Genomic DNA, 15,372 nt, shown 5'->3' with positions numbered 1-15,372 from the left:
AAAAGGAGAGGAACCCACTCATGCCCGCATTTCCGATTCTCAGTACCGCCATTTGGCTTCCGATCGTGTTTGGCCTGCTTATTCTGGCCGTGGGCACGGACCGGAAGCCTGGCGTGGCCCGTTGGGTCGCGCTGATCGGTTCGCTGCTCGGGTTTGCTGTCACGATTCCGCTCGTCACCGGTTTCGATCCCAGTACCGCTGCACTCCAGTTCGAGGAGAACGCGGTCTGGATAGAACGTTTCAATGTTTCTTATCACCTCGGCGTCGACGGCATTTCGATGTGGTTCGTCGTACTGACGGCGCTGATTACCGTCATCGTCGTCGTCGCCGGTTGGGAAGTCATCACCGAGAACGTCTCGCAGTATCTCGCCTCGTTCCTGATGCTGTCCGGCATCATGATCGGCGTGTTCACGGCGGCTGACGGCCTGCTGTTCTACGTGTTCTTCGAGGCCACGCTGATTCCGATGTACATCATCATCGGCGTCTGGGGCGGCCCGAACCGCGTCTATGCGGCCTTCAAGTTCTTCCTGTATACGCTGGCCGGTTCTCTGCTGATGCTGGTTGCGCTGATCTACCTGTACCGCGAGACGCATACCTTCGATCTCGCGGCCTGGCAAAGCGCGAAGCTTGCGATGACGCCGCAGTTGTTATTGTTCGCCGCGTTCTTCCTGGCGTTCGCCGTGAAGGTGCCGATGTGGCCCGTTCACACCTGGCTGCCCGATGCGCACGTCGAGGCGCCCACGGGCGGTTCGGTGGTGCTGGCGGCGATCATGCTGAAGCTCGGCGCCTACGGCTTCCTGCGTTTTTCGTTGCCGGTCACGCCCGACGCGGCGCACTATCTGGCTCCGGTCGTGATCGCGCTGTCGCTCGTCGCGGTGATCTATATCGGGCTGGTCGCGATGGTGCAGACCGACATGAAGAAGCTCGTCGCGTATTCGTCGATTGCGCACATGGGCTTCGTCACGCTCGGTTTCTTCATCTTCAGCCAGCTCGGCATCGAGGGCGCGATCGTGCAGATGATCTCGCACGGTTTCGTGTCCGGCGCGATGTTCCTTTGCATCGGCGTGTTGTACGATCGCCTGCATACGCGCAATATCGCGGATTACGGCGGTGTCGTGAACGTCATGCCCAAGTTCGCGACCTTCGCGCTGCTGTTCGCCATGGCGAATTGCGGGCTGCCGGGTACCTCGGGCTTCGTCGGCGAGTTCATGGTGATACTCGCTTCGGTGAAGTTCAATTTCTGGATCGCGTTCGGCGCGGGCTTCACGCTGATTCTCGGCGCGGGCTACACGCTGTGGATGTATAAACGCGTCTATTTCGGCAAGGTGGTCAACGAGAAGGTAACGACGCTGAAGGATATCGGCGCGCGTGAATTCTCGATGCTCGCCGTGCTGGCCGCGTTCACGCTGTTGATGGGTCTGTATCCGAAGCCCTTCACCGACGTGATGCACGTTTCCGTAGAAAATCTCCTCTCTCACGTTGCGCAATCCAAGCTGCCGCTGGCCCAGCAGTAAGTGTGGGCGGAGGAACCCAAGACCATGCAAAACGCACCTATGAATGTCCTGTTGCCCGACGCGCTCGTGATGTTCGCCATCATCGTGGCGTGGCTGAACGACACCATCTCCGGCGAGCCCGGCCGCCGTCTCACGTATCTGATCGCGGTCGTCTCGTCCGTTGTCGCCGGTGTGTGGTTTGCTGTCCAGGCCCTCGATCCGCACCAGTACTACTTTTTCTCCCGAATGATCGTGGTGGATTCGTTCGCCAGCGTGATGAAGTCGGCCGTGTCGTTCGGCTACGCTGCCTCGATGATCTACTCGCGCCGCTATCTGGCCGATCGCGACCTGTTCCGCGGCGACGTGTTCCTGCTGGGCATGTTCTCGCTGCTCGGCCAGCTCGTGATGATCTCGGGCAACAACTTCCTCACGCTGTATCTCGGCCTGGAACTGATGTCGCTCTCGCTCTACGCGATGATCGCGCTGCGCCGCGATGGCGAGCAGTCGAGCGAAGCTGCCATGAAGTACTACGTGCTCGGCGCGCTGGCCTCGGGTTTCGTGCTGTACGGCATCTCGATGGTGTACGGCGCGACCGGCTCGCTCGAGTTGCATGACGTGCTGAACGCCGTGGCGTCGGGCCGCATCAACGACATCGTGTTGCTGTTCGGTGTGGTCTTCATCGTGGCCGGCGTGGCGTTCAAGCTGGGCGCGGTGCCGTTCCATATGTGGGTGCCCGACGTGTACCACGGTGCGCCGACGGCCATGTCGCTGCTGACCGGCGGCGGCCCGAAGGTGGCGGCGTTCGCCTGGGGCCTGCGCCTGCTCGTGATGGGCCTGCTGCCGCTGGCCGCCGATTGGCAGCAGATGCTGGTGATTCTTGCCGCGCTGTCGCTGATCGTCGGCAACATCACGGGTATCGTTCAGCGCAACGTCAAGCGCATGCTGGCGTATTCGGCGATCTCGAACATGGGCTTCGTGCTGCTCGGCCTGCTCTCGGGCGTCGTGAAGGGCAGCCCTGCCTTCACGGCCACGGCCTACAGCTCGGCGATGTTCTACTCGATCGTGTATCTGATCACGACGCTCGGCGCGTTCGGTATCGTCATGCTGCTGGCCCGCCGCGATTTCGAGGCCGAAACGCTTGACGATTTCAAGGGCTTGAACAAGCGCAGCCCGGTGTTCGCGTTCGTGATGATGGTCATGATGTTCTCGCTGGCCGGCATTCCGCCGACGGTGGGCTTCTACGCCAAGCTGGCCGTGCTCGAAGCGACGATCAATGCCGGCCTGACCTGGCTTGCGATCCTCGGTGTCATCAGTTCGTTGTTCGGCGCGTTCTACTATCTGCGTATCGTGAAGCTGATGTACTTCGATGCGCCGCAGGACACGAACCCGATCATGAGCGATGCGACGAATCGCGCCGTGCTGCTGTTCAATGGCGTTGCCGTGGTCGTGCTCGGTCTTGTGCCGGGCCGGCTGATGGAAGTCTGCCTGCAAGCCATCAGCCATACGCTGCCCCTGTAAATGTCGGCAGCAGGCTGGTTCATCGTACTGTTGGCGCTCGCGGGCGCCAACCTGCCGTTCGTGAATCAACGGGTGTTCGCGTTCATTCCGGCCGGCGGTGCGCCGCGCAAAAACGGTTGGCTGCGAATCGCCGAGTTGATCGTGCTGTATTTCGCGGTCGGCCTGCTCGGTTTCTGGCTTGAATCGCGAGCCGGCAACCGCTTCGAACAGGGCTGGCAGTTCTACGCCATCACGTTCAGCCTGTTCGTGGTGTTCGCGTTCCCCGGCTTCACGTTCCAATATCTCGTCAAACGACGCTGACGGTTGCGGCCGTTGCGTCCAACCCTGGAGCCGACGATGGCCGAATTACCGAATCACGATGACAAACTGATCGAAGTTTGCATCGACAGTGAATCCATTCTCGACGGCCATTTCCTGAAGGTGAAACGCGATACCGTGCGGCTGCCTGACGGCAAGCACGCGGTGCGCGAGTACATCCGCCATCCGGGCGCGGTGATGGTGATCCCGCTGTTCGACGACGGCCGCGTGTTGATGGAAAGCCAGTTCCGCTATCCGATCGGCAAGGTCATGGCCGAATTTCCTGCCGGCAAGCTCGATCCGCAAGAAGGGCCATTGGCTTGCGCGATCCGCGAGCTGCGTGAGGAAACCGGCTATTCCGCGCGCGAATACGTTTATCTGACACGTATTCACCCGATCATTTCCTATTCCACCGAGTTCATCGACATCTACCTCGCCAAGGGCCTGACGGCCGGCGAGCGCCAGCTCGACGAAGGCGAATTTCTCGAAACCTTCACGGCCACGGTGCCTGAACTGCTCGAGTGGATCCGCACGGGCAAGATCAGTGACGTGAAGACGATCATCGGCACGATGTGGCTCGAAAAGGCGCTGTCCGGCGCCTGGCCGCTCGGCACGCCCGAGCAGGGCTGACCCACGCTGTTCGCGCCGTCTTCCGAGCCCGAGCGACAAGGAAGATGGCCGTGCCAGCTTGCCCGGCGGCAAATGCATCGATAGGCCGCCGCGGCCTCCATCCCTGTCTCGCCATTTTTCGCGCCGGCCTCGGCGGCGAATTTCGTCGCGGGCTACAATCCAGCCACGCCGGATCTTCCCCGGTAGCCCCGACCGTGATTTAGCACGATCGTTCTTTCCTTCCAGATTGCGCGTACACTCGCGAAACGCCCCGATTCAGCATGAAGGTCCTCGATTTACAGTGCACGCACGGCCATCGTTTCGAAGGCTGGTTTGCGTCCGCCGACGATTTCGAATCTCAACTGTCCCGCAAGCTGGTCGAATGCCCGGTGTGTGGGGCGACCGAGATCAACCGGATGCCGTCGGCGCCGCGTTTGAATTTGTCCGGCGCGACGCAAGGCAAATCGCAGGCGGCCGATCCGCAGCAGATGCAGGCGCAGTTGATGCGCACGCTGCGCGAGGTGCTGGAGAAGACCGAGAACGTGGGCGAGCGCTTCGCCGAGGAAGCGCGGCGCATCCATTACAACGAAGCCCCCGCGCGCAACATCCGCGGTGTGACCTCGCCCGAGGATGCCCGCGCACTCGTCGAAGAAGGCATCGAGGTGATGTCGCTGCCGGTGCCGGCCGCCCTGAAAGAGCCATTGCAATGATCCGATCCTGATCAGCACGTGCCTTTCGGGCCCAGCCCAAGGCCAGCGGCCAGGAGACACGATATGGATCCGGATGATGTTCTGTCGGCGGCACGTCCTGCGTTGCCGCCGCAATGCAGCGTGAGGCCCATCGGCCGAGCGCGTCGCCTCACGCGCTTTCCCTCCGCACTTTCACGACCCGAGCCGACGATGCACGGCGTTGCCGCACGGCTTGGAATTCGATACGACGATGCGGCCCGAAGCCGCGCAACCCGACAGGAGATATCAGCATGACGTTCGGTTATGAAGACCTGGAAGTCGGCACGTTGACCGAGATAGGCAAACACACGTTCACACCGGAAGAAATCATCGATTTCGCGCAGCGTTTCGATCCGCAGCCGTTCCATCTCGATGAGGCGGCAGGCAAGGCCTCGCCGTTCGGCGGTTTGGTGGCGAGTGGTTGGCACACCTGCTCGGTGTTCATGGGCATGCTGGTGCGCAACGTGCTGCATGATTCGACCAGCATGGGATCGCCCGGCATCGAGGAGATTCGCTGGATCAAGCCGGTGCGGGCCGGTGCGACGATCACGATGCAGCAGCGCGTTCTCGACAAGCGGCTGTCGGCGAGCCGTCCGGATCGCGGCATCGCGACGACCGAATGGATCGGTACCGATGAGCAAGGCGAAACCGTGATCACGGTGCGCTCGAAGATCATTTTCGGGCTGCGCAACCCGCAGGCGGCGGTATGAGCGGCGCGCCCGAAATAAAGCCCGAAGCGAAGCCCGAATTGAATCCCGAGCGGCCGCGCATTGCGTCGATCGAGGCGCTGCGCGCACTGGTCGGCGCGGATGGCTTCGCGAGCCGCTGGATCACCGTTGATCAGGAGCGCGTGAACCGTTTCGCCGACGCGACCGACGATCATCAATGGATCCACGTCGACCCCGAGCGGGCCTCGCGCGAATCGCCGTTCGGTGCGCCGATCGCGCATGGCTTCCTGACGCTGTCGTTGATTCCGTCGCTGATGACCGACGCAATCGAATTCGAGCAGCGCATGGGCGTGAACTACGGGCTGAACCGCGTGCGTTTCCTGCGGCCGGTGCCGGTGGGCGCGAAAGTGCGCGGCTTGTTTTCGGTCAAGACGGCAACCGACAGCAAGCAGGGCGGCCTGCAATGCGCGTGGTCGGTGGCGGTGCAGGTGGATTCGACCGGCGAGCCGGCGCTGGCCTGCGCGGCCGAATTCATCACCCTGCATCTGTTCTGATGGCGGAATGAATGGCAACGCGCGCTGGGCCGGCGCGCGTTCGTGAGATGTCGACTTTCCTGCCTACGCCGTTGTGTAGCGCGCCAGTTCGAGCTTCGCGATGGCGTTGCGATGCACTTCGTCCGGGCCGTCGGCGAAGCGCAGCGTGCGTGCCGACGCATAGGCATAGGCGAGCGGAAAATCGTCGCTGACGCCGCCGCCGCCATGGGCTTGAATCGCCCAGTCGATGACCTGACACGCCATGTTCGGCGCTACCACCTTGATCATCGCGATCTCGCGGCGCGCGGCCTTGTTGCCGGCGCGGTCCATCTTCCAGGCGGCATTCAAGGTCAGCAGCCGCGCCTGATCGATCAGGCAGCGCGCCTCGGCAATGCGCTCCTGCGTGACCGTCTGCTCGGCGACCGGCTTGCCGAACGCCACGCGCGCCAGCACGCGCCGGCACATCAGTTCGAGCGCGCGTTCGGCCAGGCCGATCAGGCGCATGCAATGGTGGATTCGGCCCGGCCCGAGGCGGCCCTGCGCGATCTCGAAGCCGCGGCCCTCGCCGAGCAGCAGGTTGGCGGCCGGTACGCGCACGTTGTCGAGCGTGATTTCCATATGGCCGTGCGGTGCGTCGTCGTAGCCGAACACGGTCAGCGGCCGATGCACGGTCACGCCGGGCGCGTCCGACGGCACGAGGATCATTGACTGCTGCGCATGGCGAGGCGCATCGGGATCGGTCTTGCCCATCACGATGTAGAGCTTGCAGCGCGGATCGCCCGCGCCCGACGACCACCATTTGTGGCCGTTGATGATGTACGCGTCGCCGTCGCGTTCGATACGCGTGCGGATATTGGTCGCGTCCGACGACGCCACTTCCGGCTCGGTCATCAGGAACGCCGAACGGATCGTGCCGTCGAGCAGCGGGTCCAGCCACATCCGTTTCTGCTCGTCGGTGGCGTAGCGCTCGAGGGTTTCCATGTTGCCGGTGTCGGGCGCGTTGCAGTTGAACACCTCGGGCGACCATGGCACGCGGCCCATGATTTCGCACAGCGGCGCGTAGTCGAGATTCGACAGGCCCGCGCCGCGGTCGGAGGCCGACAGGAACAGGTTCCAGAGGCCGGCCGCTCGCGCTTCGTCCTTCAGCGTGTCGAGCAGGCCGACCGGCCGCCAGGCATTGCCGTCGCGTCGGTTTTGCGCGATCTCGTCCTGGAAGGCGCGTTCGTTCGGGTAGATATGGCTATCGAAGAAGGCGAGCAACCGCTCGCGCAGTACGTCGACCGTCGGGGAGTCATCGAAATCCATCGCAACCTCGCTGGAGTGGGACGTTCATCTGCATCGGAGCGGGCAATCGGCAACGGGCGAAACGGGGTGATGCGTCAGGAGAGAGCACGGCTCAGTGCACACGCTGCGCGTAGCGCCAGGCCAGTTCTGCCATCGGCCGGGCCTGCCGGCCGGCATCGAGGGCGCGTGCGCTCGACGCGGTGCCGTCGGCTATGCGCTTCATGATCCCCTGCAGGATCGCGGCGATCCGGAACATGTTGTAGGCCAGGTAGAAGTGCCAGTCGCCATCGATCGCGAAGCCGGTGCGTTCGACGTAGCGTGCGATCGTGTGCCGTTCGTCGGGAATGCCGAGCGCCGCCCAGTCGAGCCCGGCGATTCCGCGGAAGCGGCCCGGCTCGTTGTGCCACGTCATGCAGTGATAGGCGAAATCGGCAAGCGGATTGCCGAGCGTCGACAGTTCCCAATCGAGCACGGCGAGCACGCGCGGCGCGTCGGGCGCGAAGATCAGGTTGTCGAGCCGGAAATCGCCGTGGACGATCGCGCTGCGCTCCTGCCCGGCATCGGTGGCCGGGATATGTTGCGGCAGCCAGTCGATCAGGCGATGCATCGCCTCGATCGGCTCGGTCTCGGTGGCGGCGTACTGCTTGCTCCAGCGCGCAATCTGCCGTGCGAAATAGTTGCCGGGCTTGCCGTAATCGCCGAGGCCGAGCGCTTGCGGATCGAGCGCGTGCAGCGTGGCGATCACCCGGTTCATCTCGTCGTAGTGGGCCGCGCGGTCGGCCTGCGTCATGCCGGGCAGCGACGGATTCCACAGCACGCGGCCTTCGACGCAACTCATCACGTAGAACGCACGGCCGATGACCGATTCGTCCTCGCAGAGTGCGAGCATCTGCGGCACCGGCACGTCGGTATTGGCGAGGGCCGCCATCACGCGGTATTCGCGGTCGATCGCATGTGCGGACGGCAGCAGCCTGGCGGCCGGCGCCGGTTTCGCGCGCAACACGTAGCGCCGTGCCGGCGTCACGATCCGATACGTGGGGTTCGACTGGCCGCCGCGGAACTGCTCGATCGTCAGCGGGCCGGCGTAGCCGTCGAGATGGCCGGCGAGCCAGGCGTCGAGCGTGGCGAGATCGATGCGATGCGCCGCGCCGACGGGCATCGTGCCCTCGAAGGCGGAATAGTCGTTCGGGTCCGGATTCGCTTCCGGTTGCTGCGCTTGCGTCATCCTTTCCTCCGGGGCGCGGGCGGGCTCAGTGGGCCGCGTTCGCCAGGGTGAACTGGTGGTATAGCACTTCCATCGTGGTATTGCGGGCGTCGCGATGCAGGGCGTCGGGCGGCGTGTAGTTGATCTGGCGGATCACCCAGTCGTGCGCGTGCTCGCCGACGTCGAGCACGTTGATGCAGGCGGTGGACTGCGCGAAGCGGCCGATGAAGAGCCGCTGCTCGGGCAGCATCGCATGCGAGAGCAGGGCGCAATTGACACCGCCATGCAGCACCAGCAAGGCCGTGTCCCAGCCCGGGTCGGCGCGCAGCGCGGCCAGCGCCGGCAACACGCGGTCGAGCAATTCCCCGATCGTTTCGCCGCCGAGAAACGCGATGTGCTCGGGCACGACGCCGTCGAGCGCGTCGATGAAGGCGGCTTGCACCTGTTCGGCGGGCACGTCGGCCAGATGGCCGCCGCGAATCTCGCGCCAGGCCGGTTGGATCTCGATCTCGATGGCTTGCCCCGTTTCTTCCAGCACCCGCGATGCCGTTTCGACAGTGCGCTTCAGGCCGCTCGTGATGACGCGATCGAAGCGGATCGATTGTGCGGCGAACGCCCGCCCCGCCGCGCGCGCCTGCGTGCGGCCGTGGTCGTTGAGCGGGACGGTATCGGGATCGATCGGTTGTTGCGTGCTATCGAAATAGGTCACGTCGCCATGACGCATCAGATAGATACGGCGGCGTTTCGGCAGGATGTATTGGGTCATGGTGGAATCAGCGGTGATAGACGGGCGGCCGTTTCTCGAGAAAGGCCGTGATGCCTTCAAGCGCATCCGCGTGGCGCAGCGACGCGACGAACTGATCACGCTCGGCCACCAGATGCGCGGCCAGCGTGTGCTCGGGCGCATCGGCCAGCAGCGCCTTGACGCGTGTCACGGCGTTCGGCGAAACGCGGCCGAGTTCGTCGGCCCAGGCGATGGCGTCGCCGAGCGCCGAACCGGCGCGCGCGATGCGGTTGACGACGCCGAGATCATGCAGTCGTTTCGCTGCGACGGGCTTGCCCTCGATCAGGATTTCCGTGGCCAGCGGGCGCGGCAAGGCGCGCGCCAGGAACCACGAGCCGCCGCCGTCCGGCGTCAGGCCCACGCGGGCGTACGACATGACGAACTTCGCGTCGTCGGCGGCCACGATCAGGTCGCAGGCCAGCGTCAACGAAAAACCGGCGCCGGCCGCTGCGCCTTCCACGGCCGCGATGACGGGCTTGGTTGCCGTCTGGATCGCGGTGATCCATTCGCCGAGCAGATCGATGCTGTCGGCTTGTACGGCCGGGTCCTTCGCGCGGTTTTCGAGCAATCGATTCAGGTTGCCGCCCGCACAGAAGAAGTGGTCCGCGCCGGTCAGCACAACGGCGCGGATCGACGGATCGCGCTCGGCGGTATTCATCGCTTCGAGGCCGGCCGCGTACATGTCGGGATGCAGGGCGTTGCGCGCACCGGGGTTGGAGAGCGTGAGGACGAGTGTCGATTCGCTTTCGACGGGGCGGGATGCGAGCAGTTCGGCGCTCATGCGGGGTGTCTCCTGGAAGGCTGTCTCGTGGCCGGCGCGGCGGCGGATCGGCGTCGTGCGCCCGGTCGTGGGTTCTGCGAAGTGCTTTAGACTAGCACGCACGTGCTATTCGGCACGGCATGACGGGCTCCCGGCATCGCGAGCCGGCCCGCGTTTCGACCCAGCCAGGACAGGAGAACGACGATGCTGCAGTTGTGTGGTTTGCCGGTATCGAATTACTACAACAAGGTGAAGCTCGTGATGCTCGATCACGAGATCCCGTTCGACGAGCAGCTTTTTTCCTTGCCGCTGCGCGATGCCGATGCACTGGCCGCGTCGCCGTTCGGCAAGGTGCCGTTTCTGCGCACCGAGCAGGGCGCGTTGTCGGAATCGCAGGCGATCGTCGATTATCTGGCGGCGCGCTTTCCCGACAAAGGACTTTACCCGGCCGATCCGTTCGAGGCTGCGAAGGTACGCGAGCTGACGATCTTCATCGAGCTGTATCTCGAATGGGTGGTGCGCGATCTGTATCCGCAGGCGTTCTACGGCCGTGTCGTCAACGACGACCTCCTTCATCAGGCCGAGGCGCGCCTGAGTCGCGCGCTGGCGGTGCTGCGGCAGATGACGCAGTTCGCGCCCTACGTGTTCGGCGAAACGTACGGGATGGCCGACGTGGCCGCCTATATTCACCTGCCGCTGGTCGGGCTGGCGACCAAGGCCGTGTACGGGCGCGATTTCGTCGTCGAGGCGGGCATCGACTGGAAGGCGTACACGAAGCTGATTGGCGAGCGGCCCGCGGCCCGGCGCGTGAGCGCGGACCGCAAGGCCTACCTGGAGGCGGCGGCCGTCAAGCGTTGAGGTTCGGGATCAGAGCCTGGACAGGCGCTCGAGTGCGGTGGCGAGCGTGTCTTCGCGCTTGGCGAAGCAGAAGCGCACCACGCCCGATTCGTGCGGCTCGTGATAGAACGCCGACACGGGGATCGCCGCGACGCCGATCTCCGTCGTCAGCCATTGGGCGAATTCGGCTTCGGGCAGATCGCTGATCGCCGAGTAGTCGACGCACTGGAAGTAGGTGCCCGTGCACGGCAGCAGCTTGAAGCGCGTCGATGCCAGCCCGGCGCGGAACAGGTCGCGCTTCTTCTGGTAGAACGCCGGCAACGTGAGGTACGGCGTCGGGTCGCGCAAATAGGCCGCCAGGCCGACCTGCATCGGCGTATTGACCGTGAACACGTTGAACTGATGGACCTTGCGGAATTCGGCCATCAGCGGCGCCGGCGCGGCCACGTAGCCGACTTTCCAGCCCGTGACGTGATAGGTCTTGCCGAAGCTCGACACGATGAAGCTGCGCGCGGCCAGCTCCGGATAGCGCGCAACGCTTTCGTGCCGCGCGCCGTCGTACACCATGTGCTCGTACACCTCGTCGGACACGATCAGCACCTCGGTGCCGCGCACGATGGCTTCGAGCTGGCGCATGTCCGATTCGCGCCAGACCGTGCCGGTCGGGTTGTGCGGCGTGTTGATCAGGATCAGGCGCGTTTTCGGCGTGACGGCCGCGGCCAGCTTGTCGAACGGGATCGCGTAGTCGGGCGCGTCGAGCGTGACGAACACCGGCTTGCCGCCCGCCAGCTCGATCGAAGGCAGGTAGCTGTCGTAGGTCGGCTCGACCACGATCACCTCGTCGCCCGGGTGCACGGCGCAGACGATCGCGGTGAGCAGCGCCTGGGTCGCGCCGGCCGTCACGGTGATTTCGGTGGCCGGGTCGTAGCGCCGGCCGTAGATCTGCTCGATCTTGTCGGCGATCGCTTCGCGCAGCGGGGCCACGCCCGTCATCGGCGGGTATTGGTTGTGGCCGTCGCGCATGGCATTGGCCACCGCGTCGACGATTTTCGGGTCGCAGTCGAAATCGGGAAAGCCCTGGCCGAGATTCACCGCGCCTTTTTCCGTGGCAAGCGCACTCATGACGGTGAAGATCGTGGTGCCGACCTGCGGCAGGCGGGAAACGACGGCAGGCGTGACGGGCGTGGCGGACGGTGCGTTCATCGTGTGTCGGGCGTTCGGTTCGATTCGTTGAAAGGGCGGCGGCTCGTGCTCCGGGGCGGCGGCGCGCCGTCAGGCGGGCGCCGGTTCGGTTGGCGTCAGCCCGCACGCGACGACGAACGGTGCCGGCTGCAGAATCCGGAACCCGAAATCGCGTTCGGTGCGGCGCGACAGCTTCAGCAAGTCGCGATCCTTGGAGACGAGCCAGTCGGCTTCGACGGCGCGCGCGAGATCGAGAAATTTCTGATCGTCGCGATCGCGGCATTTCGGCAACGGCAACGCGTCGTCGGGCAGGGGCGCCGAGGTGTCGACCTGCTGCGTGAGCCGCACGACGGCGGCCAGGGCGACGGGCTTGTCGATCTGGCGTGGCGCGAACTGTGGATAATCGAGCACGCGTTCGAGTTCCCTCAGGCAGCGCGCATCGATCAGCGCGACCAGCGTGCCGTTTTCGAGGGCAGTGCGGATAGGGCGCGTGGCCGGGTCGTCGAACACGAGGATATCGATCCAGACATTCGAGTCGAGCACGACGCGGCGCCCGTCTCGCGGAGCGTTGGGGCTGGGCATTCGTTACAATCGGTGATTTTTGTCTGACGGCACCTTAGCGCGTGCCGGCGAGCCTCCATGATAATCGTTCTCTCCCCCGCGAAATCGCTCGATTACGAGACCCCGCCCCATATCCCGACGCATACGCTGCCCGATTTCGTCGACGAGGCGGCCCAGTTGATCGATGGATTGCGAAAATTGTCGCCTCAGCAGATTGCCTCGCTGATGGACATTTCGGACCCGCTCGCTCACCTCAATTTCCAGCGTTACGCCGATTGGTCTCGCCAGTTCACGACCGACAACGCCAAGCAGGCGGTGCTCGCGTTCAACGGCGACGTGTACGAGGGGTTCAACGCGCGCTCGCTGTCGGCCGCCGATCTGGATTACGCGCAGCAGCACGTGCGCGTGCTGTCCGGGCTGTACGGCCTGCTGCGTCCGCTCGATCTGCTGCAGCCGTACCGGCTCGAAATGGGCACGCGTTTCGAGAACCCGCACGGCAAGGATCTCTACGCGTTCTGGGGCGAGCGCATCACGCGCGCGCTGAACACCCAGCTCGCCACGCGCACCGCCGATTCGCGCGTGCTCGTGAACTGCGCCTCGACCGAGTACTTCAAGTCGGTCAAGCCGAAGCTGCTCGATGCGCCGATCATCACGCCCGTGTTCGAAGATTGGAAGGGTGGCCGGTACAAGATCATCAGCTTCCATGCCAAGCGGGCGCGCGGCCTGATGGCGCGTTACGCGGTCACGAACCGGATCGCCTCGGCCGAGCGGCTGCGCGATTTCGCAGAGGAAGGCTATGCGTTCGAAGCGTCCGCGTCGAACGATTCCACTTATGTGTTCCGTCGCCGGCTCGACGCGTGATCCACGCGGCGGCCGTCGCGGATTGAATTTTCACGGGGCCTCACGAGGGCGCCGCTTCCAGGAGACAAGATGACGCTCTCGATTTCCACCCAGTTCGACGCCGGCGCGATCGATGTCGTGTCGTGCGACAGCCCCGACGCAATCCGCCTGCGCATTCGCAGCGACAATCAGTCGACGTTCGCGCAATGGTTCTACTTCCGCCTGTCGGGCGCGCGCGGCGAGCGTTGCGTGATGCGTTTCGAGAACGCCCACGAGAGCGCCTACCCGGCCGGCTGGCGCGGCTATCGCGCGGTCGCGAGCTATGACCGCGTGAACTGGTTCCGTGTGCCGACCGAGTTCGACGGCACCGTGATGACGATCGATCACACCCCCGATTTCGACAGCATCTACTACGCGTACTTCGAGCCTTACGGCGAGGAGCGCCATGCCGAGTTCCTCGGCGCGGTGCAGCAGATGCCGCAGGCCAACGTTGTCGATCTCGGTCGCACCGTGGAAGGCCGGCCGATGTCGCTGCTGGTGCTGGGCACGCCCGACGAAACGGGCGCCAAGAAAAAAGTCTGGATCATCGCGCGCCAGCATCCGGGCGAATCGATGGCCGAGTGGTTCGTCGAGGGGCTCGTCAAGCGCCTGGCCGGCTGGGGCGACTGGGCCGGCGACGCGGTGGCGCGCAAGCTCTACGATCACGCGACGTTCTACATCGTCTCGAACATGAACCCGGACGGCAGCGTGCATGGCAACCTGCGCACCAATGCCGTTGGCGCCAACCTGAATCGCGAGTGGATGGAGCCCGATGCGGCGCGCAGCCCCGAGGTGCTGGTGGTGCGCGATGCGATCCACGCGATCGGCTGCGACATGTTCTTCGATATCCACGGCGACGAGGATCTGCCCTACGTGTTCGTGGCCGGTTCGGAGATGCTGCCGGGCTTCACCGATCGCCAGCGCGAGGAGCAGGACGCGTTCATCGCCGCATTCAAGCAGGCGAGCCCGGATTTTCAAGATGAATATGGCTATCCGGCCGGCAAGTATCGCGAGGATGCGTTGAAGCTGGCGTCGAAGTATATCGGCCACGCATTCGGCTGCCTGTCACTGACGCTCGAAATGCCGTTCAAGGACAACGCCAATCTGCCCGACGAGCGCGTGGGTTGGAATGGTGAACGAAGTGCCTCGCTGGGTGCCGCCATGCTGCTGCCGATTCTCAATCACGTGCAGCGTTTCGCTTGATCGATCGGGCGAGTTGAAAGCAAAAGGCCGGAATGTCAAAACATTCCGGCCTTTTCGTTTGCTGAACGGGGCCTGCGCCGCTGCGGCGCGCACCGGCTTACTTTTTCGACGCGGGCTTCTTCTTCACGACCTTCTTCGAGCTTGTCGACTTCTTGACCGTGCCGCCCTTGTGCGTGGATTTGCTGCCGGCCTTGGCTTTCGTCTTCGACTTGACGTGCCGGCCGTGGACGACGCGCTTCGACGAACTCGTGCGCTCGACGCGCGGCCTGGCGGGCGGAACCGGATCGTTCCAGCCGAATGCAAGCATCTGGCTGCCCACATAGCCGCAGCGGAACTTCAGCGTGGAGGGATCGCCGCCGTTCTGCGGAATGCCGAGCCCTTCGATGGTCACGATATTGTCGACCTTCACACGTTGCTTGCCTTCGTCGAACGAATCGTTCCACGGCGTAACGGTAGCGTTGTTGCTGTCGAAGGCGCTGGGCGGAAATTCGACGTGGTCGAATGCCGACGAGGTGCTGGCGATGAAGTTGCCGTGCGCGGCGCAATCGGCGACGAGCGGATCGGCGTGCATCTCGGTGATGTACTTGTTGATCAGTTCGGTGCGCTGATCGAGCAGATCGGCAAAGGCGGGGGCGGAAAGCGCAAGCGACAGGCCTGCGACACAGGCTGCCAGCTTGCCGAACACGCCAAAAAGACGCTGGGCGGGGAAGCTGTCCATCAGGAATTTGAGAGTGCGGAGTGAAGACACCGGGCACGTAAGATGCCCGGCGAAGAACAAGAGTTCAATCTTAGCGCAATTTTTTTGACATGCCGCGATCCATTCGAGGGTGAA

The 15,372-nt window shown here is 64.2% G+C and carries 17 protein-coding genes; 10 read left to right on the top strand and 7 right to left on the bottom strand.

All coding sequences use genetic code 11. The annotated features are described in order from the left end of the window. The first annotated feature begins 20 nt into the window (after window positions 1–20). The 7 genes from AB4850_RS27700 (at window position 21) to AB4850_RS27670 (ending at window position 5,867) form a co-directional block, all read left to right on the top strand. Window positions 21–1,514 (top strand): NADH-quinone oxidoreductase subunit M, encoded by a 1,494-nt coding sequence (locus AB4850_RS27700; protein ID WP_414442635.1) that lies wholly within the window; start codon window positions 21–23, stop codon window positions 1,512–1,514. Between the two features lie 24 nt (window positions 1,515–1,538). Next, window positions 1,539–3,011 carry an NADH-quinone oxidoreductase subunit NuoN gene (gene nuoN, locus AB4850_RS27695; protein ID WP_414442634.1) on the top strand — a complete coding sequence of 491 codons (1,473 nt, stop codon included), beginning with the start codon at window positions 1,539–1,541 and terminating at the stop codon, window positions 3,009–3,011. After that, window positions 3,012–3,311, top strand: a complete 300-nt coding sequence (locus AB4850_RS27690) for a DUF2818 family protein (protein WP_414442633.1) — start codon at window positions 3,012–3,014, stop codon at window positions 3,309–3,311. Window positions 3,312–3,347: 36 nt separating this feature from the next. Beyond that, complete coding sequence (locus AB4850_RS27685) at window positions 3,348–3,938, top strand: NUDIX domain-containing protein (protein ID WP_414442632.1); 591 nt, start codon at window positions 3,348–3,350, stop codon at window positions 3,936–3,938. Window positions 3,939–4,198: 260 nt separating this feature from the next. Further along, a complete protein-coding gene (locus AB4850_RS27680; protein WP_414442631.1) occupies window positions 4,199–4,627 on the top strand; it encodes a DUF1178 family protein in 429 nt (142 codons plus the stop codon). 269 nt (window positions 4,628–4,896) lie between these two features. Continuing rightward, entirely contained in the window at window positions 4,897–5,355 is a 459-nt protein-coding gene (locus AB4850_RS27675; protein WP_414442630.1) for a MaoC family dehydratase, read from the top strand. After that, on the top strand, window positions 5,352–5,867 hold the full coding sequence (locus AB4850_RS27670) for a MaoC family dehydratase (RefSeq protein WP_414442629.1): 516 nt from the start codon (window positions 5,352–5,354) through the stop codon (window positions 5,865–5,867). Before AB4850_RS27675 ends, AB4850_RS27670 begins: the two co-directional genes overlap by 4 nt. 63 nt (window positions 5,868–5,930) lie before the next feature. Here the strand turns inward: AB4850_RS27670 and AB4850_RS27665 are convergent, their stop codons facing one another. From AB4850_RS27665 to AB4850_RS27650, 4 genes are all read right to left on the bottom strand, one after another. Then, window positions 5,931–7,151, bottom strand: a complete 1,221-nt coding sequence (locus tag AB4850_RS27665) for an acyl-CoA dehydrogenase family protein (protein ID WP_414442628.1) — start codon at window positions 7,149–7,151, stop codon at window positions 5,931–5,933. A gap of 91 nt (window positions 7,152–7,242) precedes the next feature. Further along, entirely contained in the window at window positions 7,243–8,355 is a 1,113-nt protein-coding gene (locus tag AB4850_RS27660; protein WP_414442627.1) for a phosphotransferase, read from the bottom strand. Between the two features lie 25 nt (window positions 8,356–8,380). Then, window positions 8,381–9,100 carry a histidine phosphatase family protein gene (locus AB4850_RS27655; protein WP_414442626.1) on the bottom strand — a complete coding sequence of 240 codons (720 nt, stop codon included), beginning with the start codon at window positions 9,098–9,100 and terminating at the stop codon, window positions 8,381–8,383. A 7-nt stretch (window positions 9,101–9,107) separates the two neighbouring features. Beyond that, on the bottom strand, window positions 9,108–9,899 hold the full coding sequence (locus tag AB4850_RS27650) for an oxepin-CoA hydrolase, alternative type (protein WP_414442625.1): 792 nt from the start codon (window positions 9,897–9,899) through the stop codon (window positions 9,108–9,110). A gap of 183 nt (window positions 9,900–10,082) precedes the next feature. Here AB4850_RS27650 and AB4850_RS27645 point away from each other — a divergent pair, with 183 nt between their 5' ends. After that, entirely contained in the window at window positions 10,083–10,736 is a 654-nt protein-coding gene (locus AB4850_RS27645) for a glutathione S-transferase family protein (RefSeq protein WP_414442624.1), read from the top strand. 9 nt (window positions 10,737–10,745) lie between these two features. On the opposite strand, the gene AB4850_RS27640 is transcribed toward AB4850_RS27645, so the two are convergent. Both AB4850_RS27640 and AB4850_RS27635 read right to left on the bottom strand, forming a co-directional pair. Then, window positions 10,746–11,918 (bottom strand): pyridoxal phosphate-dependent aminotransferase, encoded by a 1,173-nt coding sequence (locus tag AB4850_RS27640; RefSeq protein WP_414442623.1) that lies wholly within the window; start codon window positions 11,916–11,918, stop codon window positions 10,746–10,748. 69 nt (window positions 11,919–11,987) lie between these two features. Further along, window positions 11,988–12,479 (bottom strand): putative toxin-antitoxin system toxin component, PIN family, encoded by a 492-nt coding sequence (locus tag AB4850_RS27635; RefSeq protein WP_414442622.1) that lies wholly within the window; start codon window positions 12,477–12,479, stop codon window positions 11,988–11,990. 57 nt (window positions 12,480–12,536) lie between these two features. Between AB4850_RS27635 and yaaA the strand changes: the two genes are divergently transcribed. Next, window positions 12,537–13,319, top strand: coding sequence for a peroxide stress protein YaaA (gene yaaA, locus AB4850_RS27630; protein ID WP_414442621.1), 783 nt, complete (start codon window positions 12,537–12,539; stop codon window positions 13,317–13,319). Window positions 13,320–13,388: 69 nt separating this feature from the next. Further along, a complete protein-coding gene (locus tag AB4850_RS27625; protein ID WP_414442620.1) occupies window positions 13,389–14,540 on the top strand; it encodes a M14-type cytosolic carboxypeptidase in 1,152 nt (383 codons plus the stop codon). A 97-nt stretch (window positions 14,541–14,637) separates the two neighbouring features. Here the strand turns inward: AB4850_RS27625 and AB4850_RS27620 are convergent, their stop codons facing one another. After that, entirely contained in the window at window positions 14,638–15,258 is a 621-nt protein-coding gene (locus AB4850_RS27620) for a BspC domain-containing protein (protein ID WP_414442619.1), read from the bottom strand. Between the last annotated feature and the right edge of the window lie 114 nt (window positions 15,259–15,372).

Origin of the sequence: Burkholderia sp. 22PA0106, assembly GCF_047497155.1 — a bacterium.
In the GTDB taxonomy this organism is placed as follows: Bacteria; Pseudomonadota; Gammaproteobacteria; order Burkholderiales; family Burkholderiaceae; genus Burkholderia.
The sequence above is the reverse complement of the archived record's forward strand: the minus strand, read 5'-3'. Positions and strand labels throughout refer to the sequence as shown.